At 69.7% G+C, this 24,097-nt stretch carries 19 protein-coding genes; 4 read left to right on the top strand and 15 right to left on the bottom strand.

Annotated elements, in window-relative coordinates:
• The 3 genes from mreD to RAB71_RS04860 form a co-directional block, all read right to left on the bottom strand.
• Complete coding sequence (mreD, locus tag RAB71_RS04870) at positions 1–486, bottom strand: rod shape-determining protein MreD (RefSeq protein WP_010343694.1); 486 nt, start codon at positions 484–486, stop codon at positions 1–3.
• Positions 483–1,589: a rod shape-determining protein MreC gene (mreC, locus tag RAB71_RS04865; RefSeq protein ID WP_029562198.1), complete on the bottom strand. Its 1,107-nt coding sequence runs from the start codon at positions 1,587–1,589 to the stop codon at positions 483–485. Before mreC ends, mreD begins: the two co-directional genes overlap by 4 nt.
• 170 nt (positions 1,590–1,759) lie before the next feature.
• A complete protein-coding gene (locus RAB71_RS04860; protein ID WP_010343692.1) occupies positions 1,760–2,806 on the bottom strand; it encodes a rod shape-determining protein in 1,047 nt (348 codons plus the stop codon).
• 260 nt (positions 2,807–3,066) lie between these two features.
• Between RAB71_RS04860 and RAB71_RS04855 the strand changes: the two genes are divergently transcribed.
• Positions 3,067–3,999 (top strand): carbohydrate kinase family protein, encoded by a 933-nt coding sequence (locus RAB71_RS04855; RefSeq protein WP_010343691.1) that lies wholly within the window; start codon positions 3,067–3,069, stop codon positions 3,997–3,999.
• Between the two features lie 252 nt (positions 4,000–4,251).
• Positions 4,252–6,234 (top strand): sigma-54-dependent Fis family transcriptional regulator, encoded by a 1,983-nt coding sequence (locus tag RAB71_RS04850; RefSeq protein ID WP_010343690.1) that lies wholly within the window; start codon positions 4,252–4,254, stop codon positions 6,232–6,234.
• A 306-nt stretch (positions 6,235–6,540) separates the two neighbouring features.
• Here RAB71_RS04850 and RAB71_RS04845 read toward each other — a convergent pair whose 3' ends face one another.
• From RAB71_RS04845 to ubiE, 12 genes are all read right to left on the bottom strand, one after another.
• The gene (locus RAB71_RS04845; RefSeq protein ID WP_010343689.1) at positions 6,541–8,937 is read right to left on the bottom strand and encodes a TonB-dependent receptor; all 2,397 of its coding nucleotides are present in this window, start codon (positions 8,935–8,937) and stop codon (positions 6,541–6,543) included.
• 16 nt (positions 8,938–8,953) lie between these two features.
• Positions 8,954–10,063 (bottom strand): S-(hydroxymethyl)glutathione dehydrogenase/class III alcohol dehydrogenase, encoded by a 1,110-nt coding sequence (locus tag RAB71_RS04840; protein ID WP_010343688.1) that lies wholly within the window; start codon positions 10,061–10,063, stop codon positions 8,954–8,956.
• A 53-nt stretch (positions 10,064–10,116) separates the two neighbouring features.
• Positions 10,117–11,136, bottom strand: a complete 1,020-nt coding sequence (locus RAB71_RS04835) for a beta-propeller fold lactonase family protein (protein ID WP_010343687.1) — start codon at positions 11,134–11,136, stop codon at positions 10,117–10,119.
• Positions 11,133–11,669 (bottom strand): c-type cytochrome, encoded by a 537-nt coding sequence (locus RAB71_RS04830; RefSeq protein ID WP_316685603.1) that lies wholly within the window; start codon positions 11,667–11,669, stop codon positions 11,133–11,135. Before RAB71_RS04830 ends, RAB71_RS04835 begins: the two co-directional genes overlap by 4 nt.
• A gap of 125 nt (positions 11,670–11,794) precedes the next feature.
• Complete coding sequence (locus RAB71_RS04825) at positions 11,795–13,501, bottom strand: quinoprotein dehydrogenase-associated putative ABC transporter substrate-binding protein (RefSeq protein ID WP_236614888.1); 1,707 nt, start codon at positions 13,499–13,501, stop codon at positions 11,795–11,797.
• A gap of 38 nt (positions 13,502–13,539) precedes the next feature.
• Complete coding sequence (locus tag RAB71_RS04820) at positions 13,540–15,555, bottom strand: methanol/ethanol family PQQ-dependent dehydrogenase (protein WP_104609512.1); 2,016 nt, start codon at positions 15,553–15,555, stop codon at positions 13,540–13,542.
• A 344-nt stretch (positions 15,556–15,899) separates the two neighbouring features.
• The gene (locus tag RAB71_RS04815; RefSeq protein WP_010341919.1) at positions 15,900–16,538 is read right to left on the bottom strand and encodes an HAD family hydrolase; all 639 of its coding nucleotides are present in this window, start codon (positions 16,536–16,538) and stop codon (positions 15,900–15,902) included.
• 5 nt (positions 16,539–16,543) lie between these two features.
• Positions 16,544–17,263: a hypothetical protein gene (locus RAB71_RS04810; RefSeq protein ID WP_010341921.1), complete on the bottom strand. Its 720-nt coding sequence runs from the start codon at positions 17,261–17,263 to the stop codon at positions 16,544–16,546.
• Positions 17,260–18,243 (bottom strand): alpha/beta fold hydrolase, encoded by a 984-nt coding sequence (locus RAB71_RS04805; protein WP_010341923.1) that lies wholly within the window; start codon positions 18,241–18,243, stop codon positions 17,260–17,262. The genes RAB71_RS04810 and RAB71_RS04805 overlap by 4 nt, the downstream gene beginning before the upstream one ends.
• A gap of 33 nt (positions 18,244–18,276) precedes the next feature.
• Positions 18,277–18,627, bottom strand: coding sequence for a cupin domain-containing protein (locus tag RAB71_RS04800; RefSeq protein WP_010341924.1), 351 nt, complete (start codon positions 18,625–18,627; stop codon positions 18,277–18,279).
• 417 nt (positions 18,628–19,044) lie between these two features.
• Entirely contained in the window at positions 19,045–20,985 is a 1,941-nt protein-coding gene (locus tag RAB71_RS04795; RefSeq protein ID WP_029561946.1) for a M1 family metallopeptidase, read from the bottom strand.
• Between the two features lie 360 nt (positions 20,986–21,345).
• Positions 21,346–22,107, bottom strand: coding sequence for a bifunctional demethylmenaquinone methyltransferase/2-methoxy-6-polyprenyl-1,4-benzoquinol methylase UbiE (gene ubiE / locus RAB71_RS04790; protein WP_010341926.1), 762 nt, complete (start codon positions 22,105–22,107; stop codon positions 21,346–21,348).
• 111 nt (positions 22,108–22,218) lie between these two features.
• Here ubiE and RAB71_RS04785 point away from each other — a divergent pair, with 111 nt between their 5' ends.
• A complete protein-coding gene (locus tag RAB71_RS04785) occupies positions 22,219–22,674 on the top strand; it encodes a nucleoside deaminase (RefSeq protein ID WP_010341927.1) in 456 nt (151 codons plus the stop codon).
• A gap of 221 nt (positions 22,675–22,895) precedes the next feature.
• Positions 22,896–24,095, top strand: a complete 1,200-nt coding sequence (locus RAB71_RS04780; protein ID WP_010341929.1) for a DUF1624 domain-containing protein — start codon at positions 22,896–22,898, stop codon at positions 24,093–24,095.
• Positions 24,096–24,097: the final 2 nt, after the last annotated feature.

The raw sequence follows: 24,097 nt of genomic DNA, 5'->3' as shown, positions 1-24,097 counted from the left end.
CTACTTGCTCCGCCGGCCCAGCCGCAGCGCGTCCAGCAGCACGAACAGCGGCGGCCACAGCGCCATGCCCAGCAGCGGCGCCCACCAGTAGTTCCACGGCAGCGTCGGCTCGCCGACCGCCAGGTGCACCGCCGCAGCGACGATGCGGTCGTTGACCAGCAGGCCGCCGATCGCCAGCGCCTGCTGCGACATCGGGAAGAAGCGGATGCGCGCGCGGAAGCGCTGCAGGATGAAGCTCAGGATCACCAGGCGCAGCGCCTGCTCGCCCAGCACCCCGCCGTACAGAAGATCGGCCAGCACCCCGACCGCGAAGGCGAAGCCCAGCCCGACCTTGTCCGGGGTCTCGATCACCCAATACGCCACCACCAGCGCCAGCCAGTACGGCCGCAACGGCTGCACCACCAGCGGCAACGGCATCAACCCCAGCAACAGCGCCACGATCACGCTGACCGGAAGCACCCAGCCTTTGCTGCGCAGGCGGCTCATTGGCCCGTCTCCTTTGGAGCCGGGCGGGAATCGGGATTCGGGAATCGGGAATCGGATGTCGTGCGTGCCGGCTTGGTCGGCGGCGGCGTGGTCGCGTTACCGGACGGGTGCGCGTTTGGCGATGTCGGGGCGGCGGCTCCGGTTGCGGGGGCTTGCGTCACGCCCTGCGCTGGCTTGCCGCCACCGCTTTGCGCTGCTCCAGCCACGGACGAGGCGCCTTCCGCTGCCGCGGACGCCGGCTTCGCCAATTCCCGATTCCCGATTCCCCATTCCCGGCTCTTCAGCAACAACACATCCCGCCCCCGGTCCAGCTTCGCCGCTGGCTTCAGTTCGCCGACCAGGAAGGCGTGGGTGTCGTCCGGGCGCAGGGCGGAGATGGTGCCGACCGGGAAGCCGGCCGGGAAGCGGCCGCCCAGGCCGGAGGTGACGATCTCGTCGCCCACTTCGACGCCGGCGCTGAGGGGGATGTCGCGCAGTTCCAGGCTGCCGCCGCGGCCATAGACGATCAGGCGCACGCCGTTGCGCGCCACCGTCACCGGCACCGCGTGGTCGGGGTCGGTCAGCAGCAGCACGGTGGAGTGCAGCGGGGTCACCGCGATCACCTGGCCCATCAGGCCGCCGGCGTCGATCACCGCCTGGCCGACGTGCACGCCGTCGCGGCTGCCGGCGTCGAGCACCAGCCGCTGTCGGGTCGGGTCCAGGTCGATGTCCAGGATCGGCGCCAGTTGTACGTCCAGGCCGCGGCGCTCGGCCACGCCCAGCAGTTCGCGCAGCTGCGCGTTGTCCAGCGCCGCGGTTTGCAGCCGGGTCAGGCGCGCCTTGGCGATCAGCAGCTCGTTGCGCAGCGCGCGGTTTTCCTTGACCAGTTGCGCGTGGCTGGCCGCGTTCTCCTGCACCTGGGTGCCCAGCCGCCCGGGCAGGCCGGCCAGCGCCCAGATCGGCTGCACCAGCACCGTGGCCTGGCTGCGCAGGCGGGCCAGCCAGTCGGCCTGCGCGTCGAGCACGATCAGCACCAGCGCCAGCGCCAAGTAGGCCAACAGGCGCGGCGTGCTGGCGGATTCGCCGGGGCGGGCGGTGACGGGAGGACCGGCGTAAGGAGGCACGGGCTAAAGCCGGGAATGGGGAATCGGGAATGGGGAATCGAACAACAACGGCGCGCTCCCGGCTCGATCGGGCCGGGGCGCGGATACGGCGGTGAACGCGGGCACTGGGGCATCGGTGCGGATGGGGCATTCGATTCCCCATTCCCCATTCCCGATTCCCAGCCTCACCATCACTCCGGCGCGAAGAACTCGTTGCCGTGCATGTCCACCAGTTCCAGCGCACGGCCGCCGCCGCGGGCCACGCAGGTCAGCGGATCGTCGGCGACCTGCACGTGCAGGCCGGTTTCCTCGGAGATCAGCCGGTCCAGGTCGCGCAGCAGCGCGCCGCCGCCGGTCAGCACGATGCCGCGCTCGGCGACGTCGGCGCACAGTTCCGGCGGGGTCTGCTCCAGGGCGAGCTTGACCGCCGAGACGATGCCCGACAGCGGCTCGTGCAGCGCTTCCAGCACTTCGTTGGAGTTGATCTTGATCATCTTCGGCACGCCCTCGGCGAGGTTGCGGCCGGAGATCTCCATCTCCTGCACCACCGCCTGCGGGTAGGCGCAGCCGATTTCCAGCTTGATCCGCTCGGCCGTGGCCTCGCCGATCAGCATGCCGTGGTTGCGGCGCACGTAGTTGGTGATCGACTCGTCGAAGCGGTCGCCGCCGATGCGCACCGACTGCGAATAGACGATGCCGTTCAGCGAAATGACCGCGACCTCGGTGGTGCCGCCGCCGATGTCGATGACCATCGAGCCGCGCGCCTCGGTGACCGGCATGCCGGCGCCGATCGCCGCGGCCATCGGTTCCTCGATCAGGTACACGTCGCGGGCACCGGCCTCCTCGGCCGATTCCTTGATCGCGCGGCGCTCGACCTGGGTGGAGCCGGCCGGCACGCACACCAGCACGCGCGGGCTGGGACGCAGGAAGCGCGACTTGTGCACCTTCTTGATGAAGTGCTTCAGCATCGCCTCGGTGTAGGTGAAGTCGGCGATGACGCCGTCCTTCATCGGGCGGATGGTGGTGATGTGGCCCGGCGTGCGGCCGAGCATCTGCTTGGCCTCGGCGCCGACCGCGGCCACCGAGCGGGTGCCGCCGATCGCCCGGTCCTGGCGCACCGCGACCACCGACGGTTCGTTCAGCACGATGCCCTGGCCACGCACGTAGATGAGGGTGTTGGCCGTGCCCAGATCGATGGACAGGTCGTTGGAGAACATGCCGCGGAGTTTCTTGAACATCGGGGGATTGGGTCCTGGGGCGCGCGCCGTCGCCAGAATGGCGAAAAAATGGGCAGAAAACGAAGTCCGCTAGCCTAGCAATCCGCCTGGGTGCGGGCAAGGAAAATTCTCGCTAAAACCACGCGTTGCGTGGTATCGGCGGGACCGCGATGGATCGTGGTTCTGGCCCTGCCGGGCCGCAGCCGTTACCCTTTGCGCCGCGGCGACCCCGCCCCTCGCCCGCCTGAATGCGGGCTCATTCCTCCGCCAAGGCCTGCCCGATGTCTGCACTGATCTGTGGTTCTCTCGCTTACGACACCATCATGGTGTTCCCGGACCAGTTCAAGAACCACATCCTGCCGGACAAGGTGCATATCCTGAACGTGTCGTTCCTGGTGCCGCGGATGCGCCGCGAGTTCGGCGGCTGCGCCGGCAACATCGCCTACAACCTGCACCTGCTGGGCGGCCACCCGATCCCGATGGGCACCGTGGGCCAGGACTTCGGCCCATATCGCGAGCATTTCCAGGCGCTGGGCATCGACCTGTCGCGGGTCAAGGTGATCGAGGAGCTGTTCACCCCGCAGGCGTTCATCACCACCGACCACGACAACAACCAGATCACCGCCTTCCACCCCGGGGCGATGATGCGCAGCTACGAGAACCACGTGAAGGACGTGCCGGGCGTGACCCTGGGCCTGGTCGGCCCGGACGGGCGCGAGGGCATGATCCAGAACGCCGAGGAGTTCAGCGCCGGCGGCGTGCCGTTCATCTTCGACCCCGGCCAGGCCATGCCGCTGTTCAACGGCCCCGAACTGCGCCAGTTCATCGAGCAGGCCGACTACGTGGTGGTCAACGACTACGAGTCCAACCTGCTGCAGGAGCGCACCGGCTGGGACGAGAAGGACATCGTCTCGCGCGTGCAGGCCTACATCACCACCCAGGGCCCGAAGGGCGCGCTGGTGCACACCCCCGAGAAGACCTACGACATCCCGCCGGCGCACGAGCGCCGCGTGGTCGACCCCACCGGCTGCGGCGACGCCTTCCGCGCCGGCCTGATCTTCGGCATCCAGCGCGGCTGCGACTGGCTGACCATCGGCCGCATGGGCAACCTGATGGGCGCCCTGAAGGTCGAGCACCCAGGCACCCAGAACCAGCGCTTCGACTTCGACGAATTCAACGACCAGTTCAAGCAGCAGTTCGGCTATGCGTTGTAAGGCTGGGAGTGGGGAATCGGAAATGGGGGATCGTAAAAGCTGGCCCCTGGCGCCTTGAGTCCACGAAGAACCGCGCGATCGCGCGGTTTTTTCGTTTGGCCTAAGCGGAAAGAAGCCGCCCCAGCCAAGCCGCTCTAGCCATTCCCCATTCCCGATTCCCCACTCCCGCCTTTGCTGCACTGCGGGTTGAGCGCGGGTCCGGTTTGTGCGTCACTTGCCCCAGGGGCCCCCTGGGGGGACGAGAGCGCGCCCATGTCCGAGTCGACTGTCGCCAGCCTCGCGCAAGCCAAGGTCGTCGCAGCATCCGCCGCCGAGGCCGACTGTGCGCCGCTGGCGCGCATGCGCCATTTCCGCCAGATCGAGTCCCTGCCGCCGGTCCTGGCGCGCTCGTGGCGGCGCTGCCTCGACGAGTACGGCCTGGACCCGGACACCCATCCCTCGCCGATGATCCACGACGACGGCGAGCTGCGCGAGCGCCAGCAGCGGCTGGAGGCGTTGCTGCGCATCGCCAAGGTGGAGATGGAAAATCTCTACGAACAGATCGCCGGCGGCAGCTACGCCGTGGTGTTCGCCGACACCGAGGCCACGGTGCTGCACAGCGTGCAGGATCCAGCGCTGCTGCGTGCATTCCGCGAGACCGGGCTGTTCTGCGGCGCCAGCTGGGCCGAGCGCTACCAGGGCACCAACGGCATCGGCACCTGCGCGGTGGAGGGCAGCGCGCTCAGCGTGCACCGCGGCGAACACTACCTGGAGCGGCACCTGCCGTTGTCCTGCAGCGGCGCACCGATCCTGGATCCGCAAGGCAATCTGCTGGCGGTGCTGGACGCCTCCACGCCCGACGCGCGCGATACCAAACTGGTGCAATGCCATACCGGCGCGCTGGTGCGCATGTCGGCGGCGCAGATCGCCCGCGCATACTTCCTGGAACAGTACCGGCATGCCTGGATCCTGCGCTTCCACAGCCGCCCGGAGTTCGCCGGGCTGCTGCACGAAGCGCTGATCGCCGTGGGCAGCGATGGCCGCGTGCTCGCGGTCAACGAGGCGACGCTGGAACAGCTCGGCAAGCCCGACCGTTCCCCGCTGGTCGGGCGCGACATCGCCAAGGTGATGCAGCTGGATTTCGACACACTGGAGCAGCGCGCGCGCAACGACGCCAGCACGCTGTGGTCGATCCGCTGCGCCTGCCACGGCCGCCGCTTCTTCGCCCTGGCGCAGCCGCCACGCGCACGTACCCCCGCCAGCCGTGCCCGCGCCGGCGGCGCGGATGGCCAGGCCACGCGCGCAAACGACCATGTCGGCTCCGATCCGCGCATGCTGCACAACCTGGACAACGCGCTGAAGCTGGCCAAGCACCGCGTGTCGATCCTGCTGTGCGGCGCCACCGGCACCGGCAAGGAGGAGTTCGCCAAGGCGGTGCACCGCAGCTCGCCCTGGGCCGACCGGCCGTTCGTGGCGGTGAACTGCGCGGCGATTCCCGAAGCGCTGATCGAGAGCGAGCTGTTCGGCTACGCGCGCGGCGCCTTCACCGATGCCGCGCGCGAGGGGCGTCACGGCAAGCTGCTGCAGGCCAGCGGCGGCACCCTGTTCCTGGACGAGATCGGCGACATGCCGCTGCCGCTGCAGACGCGCCTGCTGCGCGTGCTGGAGGAACAGAGCGTGACGCCGCTGGGCAGCGACCGCGCAGTGCCGCTGGAACTGCACGTGATCAGCGCCAGCCACCGCGATCTGGCGCAGATGGTCGGCAGCGGTGGCTTCCGCGAGGACCTGTACTACCGCCTCAACGGTGTGGTGCTGCACCTGCCGCCGCTGCGCGAGCGCAGCGACAAGGCCGAGCTGATCCGCACCCTGCTGCGCGAGGAGAGCGGCGAGCAGCCGGTGCGCATCAGCGAGGACGCCCTGCACAAGCTGCTCAGCTATGCCTGGCCCGGCAATCTGCGGCAGCTGCGCAACGTGCTGCGCACCGCGGCGGTGCTGTGCGCCGACGGCGTCATCCGCATCCCCAACCTGCCGCAGGAGATCGTCGACGCCGACAGCGGGCCGTGCCTGCTCGGCGACGATGCGCATGCCGGCGACGGCGTGCCCGGCCGCGTCGCCCTGGACAGCGCCGAGCGCAGCGTGCTGCAGCAGCAGCTCGAGCGCCACCGCTGGAACGTCAGCCGCACCGCCGATGCGCTGGGCATCAGCCGCAATACCCTGTATCGCAAGCTGCGCAAGCATGGGTTGGCGACGGTGTGAGGTGAGGCGACATCGCTCGTTGCAACGCTTGTTGCGCGCGGCCACTGAAGTTTCACCCGTCGTGTTTTGCTAGGCAGGGATGGTGTTCGTGCTGCAGCGAGCTCGCGTCCCAACCGCTGATGCGCCTGGAGGATGCTTGGCTTCGACGTCGCGGCTGAAGCCGCTCCTACAGGAATCGCTGCGCCGGTGGCGGCGCGCTACCTCCGTAGGAGCGGCTTCAGCCGCGACAGTCGCCGGAGCCGATCGGCTTCCGGCCGCATGGACCAGGCGGATCGCGCGAAGCCGATCAATACCGCGCGACGCCCACTAGAACCGCCAGCGCAGACCGACCTGGTACTGCCGCGGGGCGCCGGGCGCGACAAAGCGCGACGGGCCGTCCTCGACCGCGGCGTCCTGCGGCCGCGCCAGCGCTCCGCCCGGAAACAGGTCCTCGGCGATGGCCGCATACGTCTCGTAGCGACGGTCGAACACGTTGTTGACCCGCAGGTACAACGACAAGCCCTCGGCGAGTTCCCAGGTGCCGTGCAGGTCGAGCAAGGCATAGCCCCCGGTGGACAGGTCGTGCCGCGCTGGCGCCTCGCCCTCTTCCGGATCCTCGACCAGACCGTCCTCGTTGCCGCTGGCCACGCGCCGCGACACCGCGCGCAGGTCCGCGCCCAGCGCCAGCTGCGCCAGCGCCTGCCATTCCACGCCCAGCTTCAGCGTGTTGCGCGGCAGGCCGGCGATGCGCGTGCCCGGGCGCAGCGTCACGGTGCGCTCGCCCGAGAGCAATTCGCCGGCGCTGCGGTAGGTGGCGTCCAGATAGCTGTAGCCGGCGAACCAGCGCAGCGCGCCGTGGCTGCCGCGGTAGCTGAGATCGGCGCCCTGGTAGCGGGTGCGGTCGACGTTGTCGAAGTAGCCCTGCTGGGAATTGGGCGCACGCAGGAACAGGATGTCGTCGCGATTGTCGGCGCGATACAGCGACGCGTTCAGCGTCTGCGCCGGCGACGGGTTCCAGCGAAGGCCGAGCTCGTAGGTGCGCGAGACGATCTGCTCCAGGCGCGGATCGGCCTGCAGCCCGGTCGGCAGCCGGCACGGTTGCTCCGGGTCGGCGCAGCCGAGTTCGATCGCGGTCGGCGCGCGGCTGTTCTGCGAGGCCGAGGCGAACGCGGTGAAGCCGCCGCCCAGGCGCTGGGTGATGCCCAGCGACGGATTGGCCTTGGCGAACACGAAGCGCTCGCGCGGTAGAACGCCGTCGTCGGCGGTGGACAGAGTGTTGGCGACAGCGACGCGGTTCCAGCGCAGCGCAGCGCTGACATGCGTGCCCTCGCTCACTTCCCAGGTATCGGCGGCGAACAGGCCCAGGGTGCTGCTGCGGCCGTCGACGCCGGAGAAGAACTCCCGGTCCTCGTCCGGATCGGCGACCACCGAGCGATCGTCCTGCACGAACGCCTCCTGTTCGTACTGGCGGTAGCGCACGCGGTTGCGGTCGTAGGTGGCACCGATGCTCAGCGCGTGCGCGCCGGCCTGGCGGCTGAGGTTCAGCGCCACGCCCTCGGCGTGCTGGCGCATCTGCGTGGTGTTGAGCACGCCGCTGTGCAGAGCGTCGGCATCGACGCGCGAGACCGTGCAGCCGGCATCCAGCGGGGTACCGTCGGTGGCGTAGCCGTCGGCGCAGTCGTCGACGAATTCCTCGTAGTCGTCGTTGATGTCGCCGTTGACGGTGTCGCGGCGCCCCTGTCGGTAGTAGGCCAGCAGATGCAGCGCGGTGCGTTCGTCGAAGCGGTGATCGAACTGCCCGGTGAGCAGGGTATTGCGGTTGCGGGTCAGGTCCGGCGAGGTGTAGACCGCGGCGCGGTCGGCCTCGTACAGCCCCGGCTCGGTGCCCTCGTCGGTGTAGCGATAGCTCGGCAGCAGGCCATTGCCGACCAGGCGGCTGCGCCCGTGCAGCAGCGACACGTCCCAGTCGGTGCTGTCGCCCTGCCGGCCGAACTTGCCGAACACGGTGCCCAGGCGGCCGGCGGAGGCGTCGCGCCAGCCGTTCTCGTCGAAGCCGGTGACCGCGACGAAGGCATGCAGGCCGTCGCGTCCGGCGTAGCCGTAGGACGCATCCAGGCGCTTGCGCGCGCCGCTGCCTACCGACAGGTCGGCGCGCAGGCCCGGCGCGGTGAGGCCGGACTGGGTGGTGAAGGCCAGCGCGCCACCGAGCGTATTGGGACCGAACAGCGGGTTGGAGCCCGGCATCAGCGCGACGCTGCGGATCGCCGCCTCCGGCATCATGTCCCAGCTGACGATGTCGGCGAACGGCTCGTTCATGCGCACGCCGTCCAGGTACACCGACACGCCCTGCGAGGCGCCGGGCAGCGCCGAGGCGCGGAAGCCGCGGAAGGTCAGATCGGTCTGGAACGGACTGCCCTGCACCTCGTTGGTGTCCACGCCGTTCATCTCGCGCAGCAGGAAATCGGTGAGGTTGCCGGCCTGGCTGCGCGCGATGTCGTCGGCATTGGCGGTCTGCACCGTGTACGGCAGCAGGTCGGCATCGATCAGCGTGCCGGGAATGGGCGTGGCGGTGACCTCGACCCGATCCAGCGCGGTGATCTGCGCATCGTCGGCGTTGACCGTGGTCTGCGCGCGCGCCGGTGCGGCGAGCAGGCCGATGGCGGTGGCGACGGCCAGCGCGAGCAGGCTCGCCGACGGGGTGCTGGGTTCTGGGGTATAGGGCATGCCGGTTCCTTGAGGCTCAGTAGAGAACGATCGATTTGATGCCGCGGCCGGCGCGCATCGCCTCGAAACCGCGGTTGATGTGGTCCAGCGGCAGGGTTTCGCTGATCAGTTCGTCGATGCGGATCTCCCCGGCAAGGTAGCGCTCGGCATAGGCCGGCAGTTCGCTGCGGCCCTTGACCCCGCCGAAGGCGCTGCCGCGCCAGGCGCGGCCGGTGACCAGTTGCAGCGGCCGCGTGCTGATCTCCTGCGCGCTCGGCGCCACGCCGAGGATGATGCTTTCGCCCCAGCCCTTGTGGCAGCACTCCAGCGCCGCGCGCATCGCGCGCACGTCACCGACGCAGGCGAAGCTGTGGTCGGCGCCGCCGTCGGTGAGATCGACGATGACCTGCTGCACCGGCGCGCCGAAATCCTTCGGATCCAGGCAATCGGTGGCGCCCAGCGCGCGCGCCAGCGGGAACTTGTCGCGGTTGATGTCGACCACGATGATGCGTTCGGCGCGCGCCATCACCGCGCCCTGCACCACCGACAGGCCGATGCCGCCCAACCCGAACACGGCCACGCTCTCGCCCGGAAGCACCCGCGCGGTATTGAGCACCGCGCCGATGCCGGTGGTGACGGTGCAGCCGAGCAGGCAGGCCTTGTCCAGCGGCGCGGCCGGATGGATCCTGGCCACCGCGATCTCCGGCAGCACGGTGTACTCGGCGAAGGTGCTGGTGCCCATGTAGTGCAGCAGCGGGCGCCCGTGCAGCGAGAAGCGGCTGCTGCCGTCGGGCATCAGCCCGCGGTCCTGGCTGCTGCGGATCGCCTGGCACAGGTTGGTGCGGTTGGAACGGCAGTACTTGCACACGCCGCATTCGGGCATGTACAGCGGGATCACGTGATCGCCCGGGCGCACGCTGGTGACGCCGACACCGACCTCCTCGACCACGCCGGCGCCTTCCTGGCCCAGGATCACCGGAAAGGCCGCCTCGGCGTCGATGCCGGACAAGGCGATGTCGTCGCCATGGCAGATGCCGCTGGCGACCATGCGCACCAGCACCTCGCCGGCCTTGGGCGGCTGCAGATCCACTTCCTCGATGGCCAGCGGCTGGTTCGCCGCCCAGGCGACCGCGGCTCGCGTCTTCATTCCGGCTCTCCCCGCCTCCCGTCGCGGCGCCCGAAAGCGCCGCTCGCCTCACCTCACTGCGCCACGACCACACCCCATGGCATCTCGCCCACCGCGATCTGCTTGATCTCCTTCATCGCCGCCGTGTCGATGACACTGACGCTGTTGGACCGGCCATTGGCCACGTACAGCTTCTTGCCGTCGGGACTCAGCGCCGGATTCCAAGGCCGTTGCCCGACCGGGATCTCCGCCAGCACCCGGCGCGCGGCCGGGTCGATCACGCTGACCGTGCCTGCACCGTTGGAGGCATACACGCGGCTGCCGTCGCGGGCGATGGCGATGCCGGCGGTGCGCTGCCCGGCCGGGATGCTGGCCACGCGCTTGCGCGCCGCCAGGTCGATCACGTCGACCACGTTGGCCGCTTCCTGCGCCACGTACGCCGTCTTGCCGTCCGGCGCGAACGCCATGCCGCGCGGATGCCCGCTGGTGGCGATCACGCCGGTGGACGTGCCGGCCTTCAGGTCGATCACGTCCAGGTCGTTGGAGCCTTCGTTGCTGGTCAGCAGCAGCGCGCCGTCCGGGGTGTAGACGCAGTGCTCCGGCGCCTGCCCGCGGGTGGCGATGTGCGCGCCGATGGTGAAGCCGGCCGGGTCGATCAGCATCACCTGGTTCTGCCCTTCCACGCACACCGCCAGCTGGCGGCCATCCGGCGAAGCGGCCACGCCTTCGGCGTTCTCGCCGATGTCGACGCTGCGCAGCACGCGGTCCTGCACGGTGTCCAGGTCCAGCAGGCGATGGCCCTGCGCGTCGATGACGTAAAGATGTCCGGGCGGACCCGGCACCACCTGCTGCAGGCGCTTGCCGAGCTGGCCCTGCGCCGACAGTGTCCGCACCACGCGGTCGCTGCCGGTATCGATCACCGAGATGGTGCCGCTGCGCTGGTTCGGGACGTAGGCCAGCGCCGCGGTAGCGGCCGCCGATGCCGGCGCAGCCTTCGCGGCGTCGGCCCCTGCGGCTGGCGCAGGGGCACGCTGGCAGGCCGCGGCGCACAGCGACAGCGCGACAACCGCGGCCAGTCGCAACGCGTTGCTCATTGCGTGGCGCCCGCGGTCTTGTTGATGGAATGGATGAAGGCCAGCAGCTTCTCGGTATCGCCCGGCTTGAGCACCGGACCGAACGGCGGCATCTGCCCGACCACCTTCTCGTGGCCGATGCGGGTCTTGCCGTGCGCGGCCATGCCGGCAGTGCCTTCGGTGATCAGCGCGCGCAAGGTGTCGTCGTCGCTGCCGTAGACCCAGATGTCGTTGGTCAGCGGCGGGCACATTCCGCCGCCACCGGTGCCGCCGTGGCAGGCGGTGCAGCCGGCGGAGTTGAAGATTGCCTTGCCTTCGGCGATCAGTTCCGGGGTGACCTTGACCGGCGGCCCCTTCGGAATCGGCGTGACCGCCGCAGCGGGTGCAGGTGCAGGTGCAGGCGCCGCGGCAGCGGGCGCGGCAGGCGCGGCCGGTGCAGGCGCAGGCGCAGGCGCTGCGGCAGGCGCGGCCGGGGCCGGCGCGGCCGCGGGCGCAGGCGGCGTCTCCTGCTTGCCGCAGGCGGCCAGCAACAGGAACGCGGTGAACAGGGACATGGGCAGCAGCACGGAGACGGCGCGACGGCGGACGGAAGCAGGACGCATGGGGACAACACCTTTGCGGAGTGCACGATGGGAAGAGCAGGCCGCGCGGGCGGCATGTGCGGGACGACAGGAAGCGGTCATTGCGTGCGTCGGTGCTGGGCCTCCGTCAACAGGTGGGCGAGTTCGGCATTGCCGCGTTGCTGGGCCAGCGCCGCGGGCGTCTTGCCGTCGGCGTCGCGCGCATCGGCGCTGGCGCCGGCGGCGAGCAGACGCCGGGCGCTGTCCTCGCGACCGGCGGCGGCAGCCAGCATCAAGGGAGTGACGCCGGCGCGGTTCGCGCGGTCGGGCTCGGCGCCGCGCTTGAGCAGCAGGTCGAGGATCTTCGGCTCGTTGCGCGCCACCGCGAACATCACCGGGGTGAAGCCGGCCGGATTGGCGTGGCGCACGCTGGCGCCGGCGTCGAGCAGCGCCTGCACCACGTCGGCATCGGCGTAGGAGATGGCCAGGTCCAGCGGCGTCCAGCCGTCGGCGGACACCGCCTCGACCTTGGCACGATGCGCCAGCAACTGCGCGACACTCTTGCCATCGTTGGACCAGGCCGCCTTCATCAATGGCGTCCAGCCATTGCTGTCGCGGTTTTCGACCTTGGCGCCGGCGGCCAGCAGTTCGCCGACCAGCAGCGGCGCCTGATTGCGGATCGCCTGCTGCAGCGGCGGCTCGCCGAGCTGGTTGGGCGTGTCGGCGCTGGCGCCATGGCGCAGCAGCCAGGCCACGCGCACGCCATCGCCGGCGTCCAGCGCGTGCGCCAGTTCCTCATTGGGATCGGCACCGCCGGCGATGCGCAGCTGCAATTGCGCCAGCATGTCCGAGGAGGCCTGCGCGCTCGGCGTGTCGTCCTGGTCGTCGGGCACCGCATAGGGACCGTGCGAGCGCAGGTCGCCGGCGACGATGCAATCGGCACAGGCCACCAGCGGCACGTGGTAGTCGCGCAGGATCGCGTCGATCTTGCCGGCGCTGCGCTGCATCGCCGCGTTCAGCGCATCGCGCAGGTCCGCGTTCTTGCGCGACACCGCCCACGCCATCGAATACTCCAGCACCTCGTTGTCGATGACGTTCAGCGGCACCACGCCGAGGCCGCCGCGCGCGGCGTAGTAGCCGGCCACCGGCCCCCAGGATTCGGCGGCATCGAGCTTGCCGGCGGCGACCTGCTCGGCGAGCTTGCCGGGATGCTCCTGCGGTGCGCTGGCCGAGTCGTAGAACAGGTATTGCACCTCGCCCTGCACGCCATGGTCGAACAGCGCCTGCCGCGCCGGCGAACTCTGGAACACGCCGACCTTGAGTTTTTTCAGCGCCGGATCGTCCAGCGACGCCGGGCGCACATCCAGGCCCTTGCGCGTGACCAGCACATAGGTGGAGCGATACAGCGGGCGCGTGGGCAGGCCCATTTCGAAATCGCTGTTCATGTCCATCAGCACGTCGCAGCGCCCGGCGTTGATCGTGCTGCGCGCCAGGCCGCGCTGGTAGTAGCTGCGCCACTCGTACTCCAGACGCCGGCCCATCTCCGCGGCCACCACCTGGGCGATCTTGTTCTGGAAGCCCTCGCCTGCACGATCGGACAACGGCATGTTGCCTGGATCGGCGCAGACCCGCAGCACCGGCGCATCGGCCGGCAGCGTCGTGGCTGGCGCGGCGGAGGCCGGCGCCGCAGCGGCGGGCGGGGCAGCAGAAGCGCGAGCCGTCGCGGACGACGGCTCGCGCGTGCAGCCTGCGGCGACGAGTCCGAGGCTGCACAACAGCAACACGGCGCGCGCGCCCGCAGGCAGGCGCCGCGAGACGGGCGCCATACGGCCCCCGCTCGCACCCTGGACGCGGCGCCGCCGGCTCATCGCGCCGTCTTGGCGGCGACCGCCGCGCTGCCGCCGCCCGCGGCCGCGGTGGCGGTCGTGGTAGGCGTGACGGTCTTGCCGGCGCCGTCGATGCGGAAGGTATGCACCATGCCGCCCAACGGAATCTTGTCGAAGCCATTGCTGAAGGCCAGGCCCGCGGCACCCAATGCGCCGTACGGATCGCCCGGGTCCAGGCCGGCGGCGACCGGCAGGCCGATCCAGCCGCCGATGCCCGAGAACACCGCCACGTACTGGTGGCCGTTGGCCTTGTAGGCGATCGGGTTGCCGATGATGCCCGAGGGCAGCTTGGTCTCCCACAGCTTCTTGCCGGTGTCCTTGTCCACCGCGCGGAACCAGCCGTCCAGCGTGCCGTAGAACACCAGCCCGCCATCGGTGACCAGGGTGCCGCTCCACACCGGGAACTTCTCCTTGATCTCCCACTTGGACTTGCCTTCGACCACGTCGAACGCCTTGACGATGCCCAGCGCGCCGGGCTCGTTCGGCTTCATCAGCACGTTGGCGAACACGTACGGCAGGCCCATCATGGTGTTGCCGCGCTCCTGCGGGTCCAGCTCCATGTGCCAGTTGTTGGTGCCGCAGAAGAACACCGCCGAGTTGGCCGGATCCACCGAGCACGGCTGCTGGTCCTTGCCGCCCATCGCCGACGGGAACGCCTCGACCTTGCGGCCGCGCTCCAGCGGCGAATGCGCCGCGACCTTGACCGGGCGCCCGGTCTTCATGTCGATGCGCTCGGCCCAGTTGGCCGGCACGAACTTGTTGGCGCGCAGCAGGGTGCCGTCGCGGCGGTCGAGCACGTAGGCAAAGCCGTTGCGGTCGAACTGCACCACCGAGGGCACCTGCTTGCCGTCGATGGTCAGGTCGACCAGGATCGGCTCGTTGATGCCGTCGTAGTCCCACTGGTCGAACGGGGTCTTCTGGTAGCCCCATACCGCCTCGCCGGTGTCGATCTTGCGCGCGAACAGGGTCATCGACCACTTGTTGTCGTACTCGCCGGTGTCGCACTCCTTCTGCGTGGTCTTGCCGCAGCGGTACGACGGACTCCACAGGCCGGGATTGCCGGTGCCGTAGTAGACCAGCTTGAGTTTCGGGTCGTAGCTGTACCAGCCCCACGCCGCGCCGCCGCCGCGCTTCCAGCCTTCGTCGGGATAGGTCTTCTGGCCGAGGTCGCCGAGCTGGCCATGCTGCGGATTGGCCTTGTTGAAGTCCGGGCCGAGGCAGATGTCCTTGTCGGTGCCGGTGGCCTCGCAGGACCAGGCCTGCTTGCCGTCGGCCAGCGCGTAGGCGGCGACACGCCCGCGCACGCCGAACTCGTTGCCGCTGATGCCGGCCACCACCTTGCCGTCGGCGATGATCGGGGCCATGGTGATGGTCTCGCCCTTCTCCGGATAGGCGAGCTTCTGCTTCCACACTTCCTTGCCGGTCTTGGCATCGAGCGCGATCACGTCGCCGCTGAGGCTGCCGAACACCACCTTGCCGTCGGCATAGGAGGCGCCGCGGTTGACCGTGTCGCAGCAGGCCACCGCCACCGCGCGCTCGTCCTGCTGCGGGGTGTACTTCCACAGCACCTTGCCGTTGTCTTCCTGCGACAGGTCGATCGCGAACACGTTGTTCGGATAGGCGCTGACCATGTACATGGTGCTGCCGATCACCAGCGGCTGGCCTTCGTGGCCGCGGGTGGCGTCGGTCTTCATCTCCCACGACATCTTCAGGTTCTTGACGTTGTCGCGATTGATCTCGGCCAGCGGACTGTGCCGGTTCAGGCCGAAGTCGCGACCGATGCCACCCCAGTTGTCGGGGTTGGCGGCATTGGTGGCGAACTCGCTGTCGGTGTCGGCAACCGCGGCCGGCGCAGTGGCCGGCGGTTGCTGTGCGGCGGCCGCCGGTGCGGCTGGGGCCGGGGCCTCTTCCTGCTTCTTGCAACCCGCCAGCGCCAACGCAGTGGCCAGCGCGAGCAATGTACAAGCCTGGGTACGACGTGAATGACTGTGCATCGTTCTACTCCCCTCGTTGAAGAGCCGCGACAGCTGCACCTGGGTCGGCGTGTGCCACGGAACCTGAAGCGTGGGTGTATGCGAGCAACGTCCATGCCATCGCAGCGCTGCGATGCAACATCCCTTGACGTGCGGATCACGACGCCATGCACCGACCTGAAGGCGTCCATCCAGGCGTCCGCGGGCGTCTCGAGAACGTGACACTTTGTGCCACGCCGATGCATCGCCCATGGCGCAGTGTGAGCACGCGCCTCGGTGGCACACCCTGCGCCGTCCAGGCCCGTGCGTGGAGGCACGGCAGGGGAAGTGAGGCGGCGGCAGCCGTCAGCCGCCGCGGCGCGCGGTCAGTGCGGCTGCGGCCCGGCGCCGTCCTGCCACCATGCCAGCAGCGCGGCGCAATCGGCGAAATGCAGGTCGGCCAGCGCCGGCCAGGGGTTGTCCGGATGCAACAGCACGGTCGTCGCACCGGCGTGGCGCCCGCACTGCAGGTCGTAGGCGTGATCGCCGACCATCGCCAGCGCCTGCGGGGCCACGCCCCAGTGCTCGGCCAATTGCAGCAGGCCACCGGGATGCGGCTTGGGCGGGGCCTCGTCGCGACCGAGGATGGTCACTTCCTCGAACAGATCGTCGACCTCGATCTCCTCCAGGGTCAGTTGCGCCAGCTCGCGCGCGTTGCGGGTCAGCACCGCCAGCCGACAATCGGCCGCACGCAGGGTGCGCAGCAGCGCCGGCGCGCCATTGGCCGCGGTGGCCTCCTGGGCCAGCACGCGCTCGTGCTCCAGCAGCCAGGCGTGCTTGCTGGCGCGCTGCGCGTCCGGCAACGCCGCCAGGTGCTGCAGGATGTCGGCCTGCGGCGGGATCTGCAGTTCGCGGCGGATCAGCGCGAAATCGTGCACGGCGCGGGTCAGCGTGCCGTCCATGTCGAACACCCAGTGGCGGACCTGGCGCAGGGCTTCGGCTGGCGGCGGCGTGGCGGCGTGCATCGCGCTCAATCCCAGCCCGGCATCTGCGTGCCGTCCAGGCCGCCGGTCTCGAACACCGCGGTGCGGGTGCCGCCGGCCTTCACCGGGAAGGTGATCTGCAGCACCGTGGTCTTGCGCGCCAGCTTCCACAGCGCCTTGTCGTCGCTGATGAACATGGCGATGGCTTCGTCGGTCTTGGGCCGCCAGGCCGCCGCCGCGTGTGGCGGCGCGTCGTCGGCCTTCAGTTCCACCTTGCAGCCGCCGGCGCAGCGGAAATCGCCGGACTGCAGCACCAGGTAGGCGCTGCGCTTCCATTCCGGGTGGTCGCGGAATACCAGTTGCACCGGCTTGGGCCCGCTGCCGTCCACATCGACCTTGTCGCGGCTGTACAGCATCGCCGAGCGCTGCACGCCCTTGCCGGCCGGCACCTGCGAGTACTGCCAGGCCGCCTGCATGCGCCGCAGCTCGCGCGCCGCCTCGCCCTTGGCCTTGACCTCGGCATAGCCGGGCTGGATGCGTTCGGCCGCATCCGACCCGGGATACTGCTGCAGCAGCGCCGCACCATGGATCCGCGCCAGATCCCAGTTGCCGGACTTCACCGCGGCGTCGTACTGTTTGGCCAGATCGTCGGCCGCCTGCGCCTTGGCCTGCGCTTCGGCCGCGGCCTGCGCCTTGCGCTCGGCCTCGTGATCGCCGCAAGCGGCCAGGGCAACGGCGCACAGCGCGCCGAGCAGGATGCGTTTCATCGTGGGGTTCCTCGTTGGATCAGGGCGTCGATGGCCTGCGCGACCTCGGCGGGCTTTTCGACGATGGACATGTGGCCGCTGCCGTCCAGCAGCACCTGGATCGCCTGCGGCAGGCGTTGCGCGTACAGCGCCAGCGCGCTGGCGTCGATCACCGCGTCCTGCACACAGTTCAGCAGCAGCGCCGGCTGGCGAATGTGCGCGGCCTCCTCGAACGGCAGGAACGCTTCCTCGCCGCGGCCGATGCGCGCCAGTACCTGCTGCTCGAACGCGGCCTCGCGGCGGCGCCAGGCCACCACCGCCGGCACCGCCCAGCGCGGGATGTGCGGCTTGGCACGCTCGAGCAGGAACACGGTGTCGATGTAGCGCTGCAGCGATGCGGCATCGTGCACCGCGAACGGATTGTGCCCGTCCAGCACCGCCTGGCCGAAGACGTTGTCGGCGAAGCGCACGCCGGCGGCGTTGAACAGGCCGACCCGGTCGAACACGGCGGGATGGCGCGCCGCGGCCAGCGCGGCGATGCCGCCGCCCATCGAATGCCCCAGCAGCACGCATTCGCTGCCCGCACGGCGTGCGCACTGCGCGGCGAACGCGGCCACGCGCTCGGCTTGCGCGACGAAACCGTAGTCCTGCCCGGCGATGCGCTGGCTCTCGGCCCAGCCGGGCAGATCCGGGATCACCAGGTGATAGCGCGTGCCCAGCGCGCGCACCAGCGGCAGCCAGTTCTCCTTGCTGCCGGTGAAGCCGTGCACCAGCAGCAGGGTCGGCGCGGCGGGATCGGCCGCGGCGCGCACCAGATAGGTCCAGCTGTGTCCGGCGACCTGGGCCTGACGCCGCTGCAGCCCGCTGCCGCGGCGCTGGCGCAGGCTCTCCAGGCGGACCAGCAGGAAAGGATCGCGCAGCACCAGCACCACGCCGATCAGCAGCGCCACCACCAGTAGCACGCCGGCCAGCACCAGCCAGGCCATCGTCAGCACCAGCATGGCGACACCGGAAGGCGGAGACGGATCATGCGCTCACACCACCACGTCGGCTTCGCCGAGATGGATGGCCAGCCACACGGTCGGCTGCCCGGGATCGGTGAAGGTCACCCAATGCGGCGTATCGGCCGGGATGAACAGATGATCGCCCGGCACCAGCGCGACCTCGCGTTCGCACAGCGCCACCCGCGCGCTGCCGCGCAACAGCAGCACCCATTCGTCGTGCGCCTGCACATAGGGCGTGTCCTGCGGCGTGGTCTGCCCATGCGAGACGATGCGCTCGACGCGGCAACCGGAGCGCCGCAGCAGCTCGGTGAAGATTTCGCCACCGCGCGCATCGGGCAGGGCGGCCAGCAGGGAACCGGACAGTGGATGCGCGTCGCTCATCTCAGCAGCGCCTCGGCACGCGCAGGTGATTCCGCTCGCATCGGCATCGGCACTGTCCTGCCGTGGCGATGGCGCTTGCAGCGGAGAGCAGGGAGGCGGTGGCGAACGGGGTCATGCGCGCATGGACCGGGGACCATCGGGACTGCCGAGGATATCGCGAATGCGTGGCAACGGGTCGCTGCGCGCGAACGGCGGCATGTGTGGAATTCGTTAACGCCGCTCTGGGCAGACGCGCGTCGTGCAGGACGCGCAAGCGATGCCGCGCATGAGCATCTGGCGCAACGTGCGCGCAGCGAACTGCTGCAGCGATCGCCGCTTTCGCATGGCGCGCCCGCCGCATCATGCAGGCCTCGCAAACGCACACGGCGCCGGGATCGCTCCCGGCGCCGTGTGCGCGGTCTGCAGCGGTGGCGTGCGTCAGTGCGCGGCGCTACCGGCCTTGGCCTTGTCCAGCATCTCCTGCACCGACACCGTGGTGATCGGGTGGTAGCCGGGCTTGGCCTTGGCGAACACCTCCTCGGCGAAGGCCAGGCCGTCCGGCGTCTTCACCAGTTCGGCGTAGATCGGCAGGATCAGCTTGCGGCGGCCGACGCGGGCGATGAACTCGCCGGCGGCCGGGCGCGCGTCCAGGTAGCCGCTGCGGATCGCCAGCGGATACCAGCGCATGGCGATCTCGCCGTTGGCGGTGCCGGTGAAGTGATAGGCGTCGTCGAGCTGCTTGAGCTGCGCCGGGGTGAGCTTGTCGCCCAGGCCGCTGAGGAAGCGCGTCCATTCCTGGGTGCTCCACGCATCGGTCACCTGCTTGCCCGGCAGCGTGCCGCTGCCGCTCCAGGCGATGCGCGCGGTGTCGACCATGGCGAAGTTGCGCGAACGCGCCTTCTGCGCGAACGCCGGAATGCCCGGCTCGTCCAGCCACGCATGCAGCTCCTGCGCGGTCACCGCGTTCGGCTTCTTCGACAGCAGGTGGGTCTTCAGATACTCGACGAACTGGTCGGTGTTGGCGCTCTGGAACGCGTGGTCGTCGAACCAGCCGCGCAGGAACGGATCGAAGGTGTCGCGACCGAAGCGCTGCTCCAGGAACTGCAGGAACCATGCGCCCTTGACGTAGGCGACCTGGCTCAGCGCCTCGTCCGGATCGCGCTCGGTCAGCGCCGGCAGCGCCAGCGCCTGGTCGGCCGGGCTCATGCCCTTCAGTTCGGCCAGCAGATCGGTCTGGTCGATCTCGCGCTCCATCTCCGCCGCTTCCGGGCCATACAGCGCCTCGGTGATGCGCGCCTGCACGTAGGTGGTGAAGCCTTCGTTGAGCCAGATGTCCTTCCAACTGGCGTTGGTCACCAGGTTGCCGGACCAGCTATGCGCCAGTTCGTGCGCGATCAGCGACACCAGCGACTTGTCGCCGACGATCACCGTCGGGGTGGCGAAGGTCAGGCGCGGATTCTCCATGCCGCCGAACGGGAACGACGGCGGCAGCACCAGCATGTCGTAGCGGCCCCAGCGGTACGGGCCGTACAGCGTCTCGGCGGCCACGATCATCTTCTCGGTGTCCTCGAACTCCTTGGCTGCCTTGTCGACCATCGCCGGCTCGGCCCACACGCCCGAGCGCGCCGAGATCGGCTTGAACACCAGGTCGCCGGCGGCGATCGCCAACAGGTAGGACGGGATCGGCTGCGGCATCTTGAAGCGGTAGTCGCCGTTGCGCACCGCCTTGGGATCGTTGTCGGCGCTCATCAGCACCATCACGTCCGGACGCGAGACCACGTGCGCGCTGTAGGTGAACCGCACGCTCGGCGTGTCCTGCAGCGGCACCCACGAACGCGCGTGGATGGCCTGCGACTGGCTGAACATGAAGGGCAGCTTCTTGCCCTCGGTCATCGACGGCTCCAGCCACTGCAGGCCCGAGGCGGTCGGTGCGGTGTGGTAGGTGATGCTGATCGTCTGCGGCTGGGTCGGCGCCTCGATGGTCAGCTTGCTGCCGTAGATCTTGTCGGCCGGTGCCAGCGCGTACTGCAGCGGCGCCTGCTGGCCCTTGCCGTCGTCGGCCTGCACCTTCTCGATGGTCAGGTCGCGCGTATCCAGCACCAGTTGCTTGGCGCTCTTGTCCTTCCAGTCCAGCGTGTAGGTGGCGGTGCCGCCGATCTGCTTGCTGTCGAAATCCAGCTTCAGATCCAGCGCCAGATCCTTGATCACGACCTTGGACGGCTCGGCGTAGGAGGTCTCGTCGTGACTGCGGTCGGCCGGCTTGGCCGCGGCGGGCGCCGGCTTGGCGGCAGGTGCGGCCGCATCGGGCGCAGGTGCTTCACGGGAACACCCGGACGCGACCATCGCGGCCAGGGACAACAACAGGAACGGGGAACGCATGGCGGACAGCACCGATTCGGGAAAACCCGAAGTTTACCGGAAGGCCGGGATTGGGGATTCGGGAGTGGGGATTCGCAACGGCAGTGCGGCGCACACTGCCGGACCGCGCGTCGGGACTGAAGTCCCTCCCACAAGGAAGGCACAAGCACCGCGATCGGTCAGCAACCGATCGCCTGCTCTTGCGATTCCCCAATCCCGATTCCCCAATCCGGGCTTTCTGCGACGGATGCTTGCGTCGGCATCGTCGGACCGCGCGTCGGGACTGAAGTCCCTCCCACAAGGACGGCACAGGCCCGCGATCGGTCAGCAACCGATCGCCCGCTCTTACGAATCCCGAATCCCGACTCCCGAATCCCGGCTCTAAACCTTATAGCCCGAATGGATCGCCACGATCCCACCGGTGAGATTCTTGTAGTGGCTGCGGGCGAAGCCGGCCTCTTCCATCATCCCCTTCAGCGCGTCCTGCGGCGGATGCTTGCGGATACTCTCGGCCAGGTACTGATAGCTGTCGGCGTCCCTGGCGAACAGCTTGCCCAGGCGCGGCAACACCTTGAACGAATGGAAGTCGTACAGCGGCTTGAACCAGTCAGCGGTGACTTCGGAGAACTCCAGCACCCGCGCCTGGCCGCCGACCTTGAGCACGCGGTACATCTCGCGCAGCGCCGCGTCCTTGTCGGTGACGTTGCGCAGGCCGAAGGCAATGGTCACCAGGTCGAAGCTCTGGTCCGGGAACGGCAGCGCCTCGGCGTTGCACTGCACATAGTCCAGGCCCGCGACCAGGCCGCGGTTGGTGAGGCGGTCGCGGCCCACCGAGAGCATGCCGGCGTTGATGTCGCCCAGCACGATCTCACCGTCGGCGCCGACCCGGTCCTTCAGCAGCGCGGCGATGTCGCCGGTGCCGCCGGCCAGGTCGAGCACGCGGTCGCCCGGCTTGACCTGCGCGGTGGCGACGAAATAGCGCTTCCAGACCCGATGGATGCCCATGCTCATCAGGTCGTTCATCAGGTCGTAGTTGCCGGCGACCGAGGTGAAGACCTCGCCGACCAGCTTCTGCTTGTCCTTGGCGGCGACGTCGCGGAAGCCGAAATGGGTGGTACCGGTCTTGTAGGGGGATTCGCTCATGCCGGGATTATCGCACTGCCGGCCGCCGCGTGCCGGTGAAGCGCCGCCCGGGATGACAGCCGCCGGCCGCCTGGGCCAGACTGCCGGCCACTCCCTTCCCCCGGCCCTGCCATGCTGACCACGCCCGACTACCGCGCCCTGCTCGACACCGCCATCGCCGAAGCCCGCCAGGGCCTGGCCGAGGGCGGCATCCCGATCGGCGCTGCCCTGTACCACCGCGACGGCCGCCTGCTCGGCTGCGGCCACAACCGCCGCGTGCAGGAAGGCGACCCGTCCGTGCACGGCGAGACCGACGCCTTCCGCAAGGCCGGCCGCCAGCGCCGCTACAAGGACACCATCATGGTCACCACCCTGGCGCCGTGCTGGTACTGCAGCGGCCTGGTGCGGCAGTTCAACATCGGCACGGTGGTGGTCGGCGAATCGGTGACCTTCCAGGGCGGCATCGACTGGCTGCGCGAGAGCGGCGTGGAGGTCATCGACCTGCACAGCCAGGAATGCATCGACCTGCTCGGCGGCTTCATCGCCGCGCACCCGGACGTGTGGAACGAGGACATCGGCGAGGACTGAGCCTTGCGCCGCCGCGCCGGTGCAGGCGCGGCGGCCTGACGACGCGATCCGCGGACAGGTGCCCGCGTCGCCAAGGGGTGCGCCCCCTCGCCCTGCCTGCGGGCGCCGTCGGCTCGACGGGCCATCGCTTCGCGTGACCACCCCGGTCGCGACGGCGCACGCGGCCGGCGCCCGATGCGCAAGTGTTATATTGTTTCAATATTCGACACTCGCCGTCACGCATGCCACCCGCTGCTTCCGTTTCCGCCGCGCCCGCATCCTTCGCCCTGCCCGCCGCTGCCACGGCCAACGCACGCCTGGCCTCGATCGACCTGCTGCGCGGCACGGTGATGCTGCTGATGCTGCTCGACCACGTGCGCGAGACCTTCTACCTGCACCATCCGGTCGGCGACCCGATGCAGGTGGAAGGCACCGCGCCGGCGTTGTTCGTCGCGCGCACCCTGGCCCACCTGTGCGCGCCGGTGTTCGTGTTCCTGACCGGCCTGTCGGCGTGGCTGTCTGCGTCCAGGCAGGCCGACGGGCGCGCGGCGGCCGCCCGTTTCCTGCTCAAGCGCGGCCTGTTCCTGATCGTGCTGGAGCTGACCCTGGTCAACCTGGCCTGGAGCGGCGCCTTCCCGCCGCAGGCGCTGTACCTGCAGGTGATCTGGGCGATCGGCCTGAGCATGCTCGCGCTGGCCGCGTTGCTGTGGCTGCCGCGGCCGGCGCTGGCCCTGCTGGGCGCGGCGCTGGTTGCCGGCCATCACCTGCTGGACGCCGTGCAGGTGCAGGGCGACGGCCCGCTCGCGGCCGCCTGGGCGGTGCTGCACGACCGGCGCTGGCTGGAACTGGGCGATCTGCGCCTGCGCACCTCGTATCCGGTGCTGCCGTGGATCGGGGTGATCGCGCTCGGCTACGCCGCCGGCCCCTGGTACGGCGTTGCCGCCGACCCGGCGCAACGCCAGCAGCGCCTGCTGGCCTGGGGGCTGGGCGCGCTGGCCGGCTTCCACCTGCTGCGCTGGCACAACGGCTACGGCGATGCGCCCTGGCAGGCGCAGGACGACCTCGCGCATACCGCGATGAGCTTCTTCAACGTCACCAAGTACCCGCCTTCGCTGCAGTTCCTGCTGCTGACCCTGGGCGTGGGCCTGCTGTTGCTGCGCCTGTACGAACACCCCGCCGTGGCGCGCAGGCTGGCGCCACTGGCGGCGATCGGCGCGGCGCCGATGTTCTTCTACCTGCTGCATCTATACGTGCTCAAGCTCGCCTACCTGGCCGCGCTGGCGCTGTGGGGCGCCAACCACGGCGCCGTCTTCGGCGTGGACAGCGTGGCCGCGCTGTGGGCGATCGCCGCGGCGCTGGGGCTGGCCCTGTACTGGCCCACCGCCGCGTTCGCGCGGCTCAAGGCGCGGCGCCGCGACCAGGCCTGGCTGCGCTACTTCTAGGA

Origin of the sequence: Xanthomonas sacchari (genome assembly GCF_040529065.1) — a bacterium.
Taxonomy (GTDB): domain Bacteria; phylum Pseudomonadota; class Gammaproteobacteria; order Xanthomonadales; family Xanthomonadaceae; genus Xanthomonas_A; species Xanthomonas_A sacchari.
Note: the sequence above shows the minus strand (reverse complement) of the source record. Positions and strands in the feature narration are given on the sequence as shown.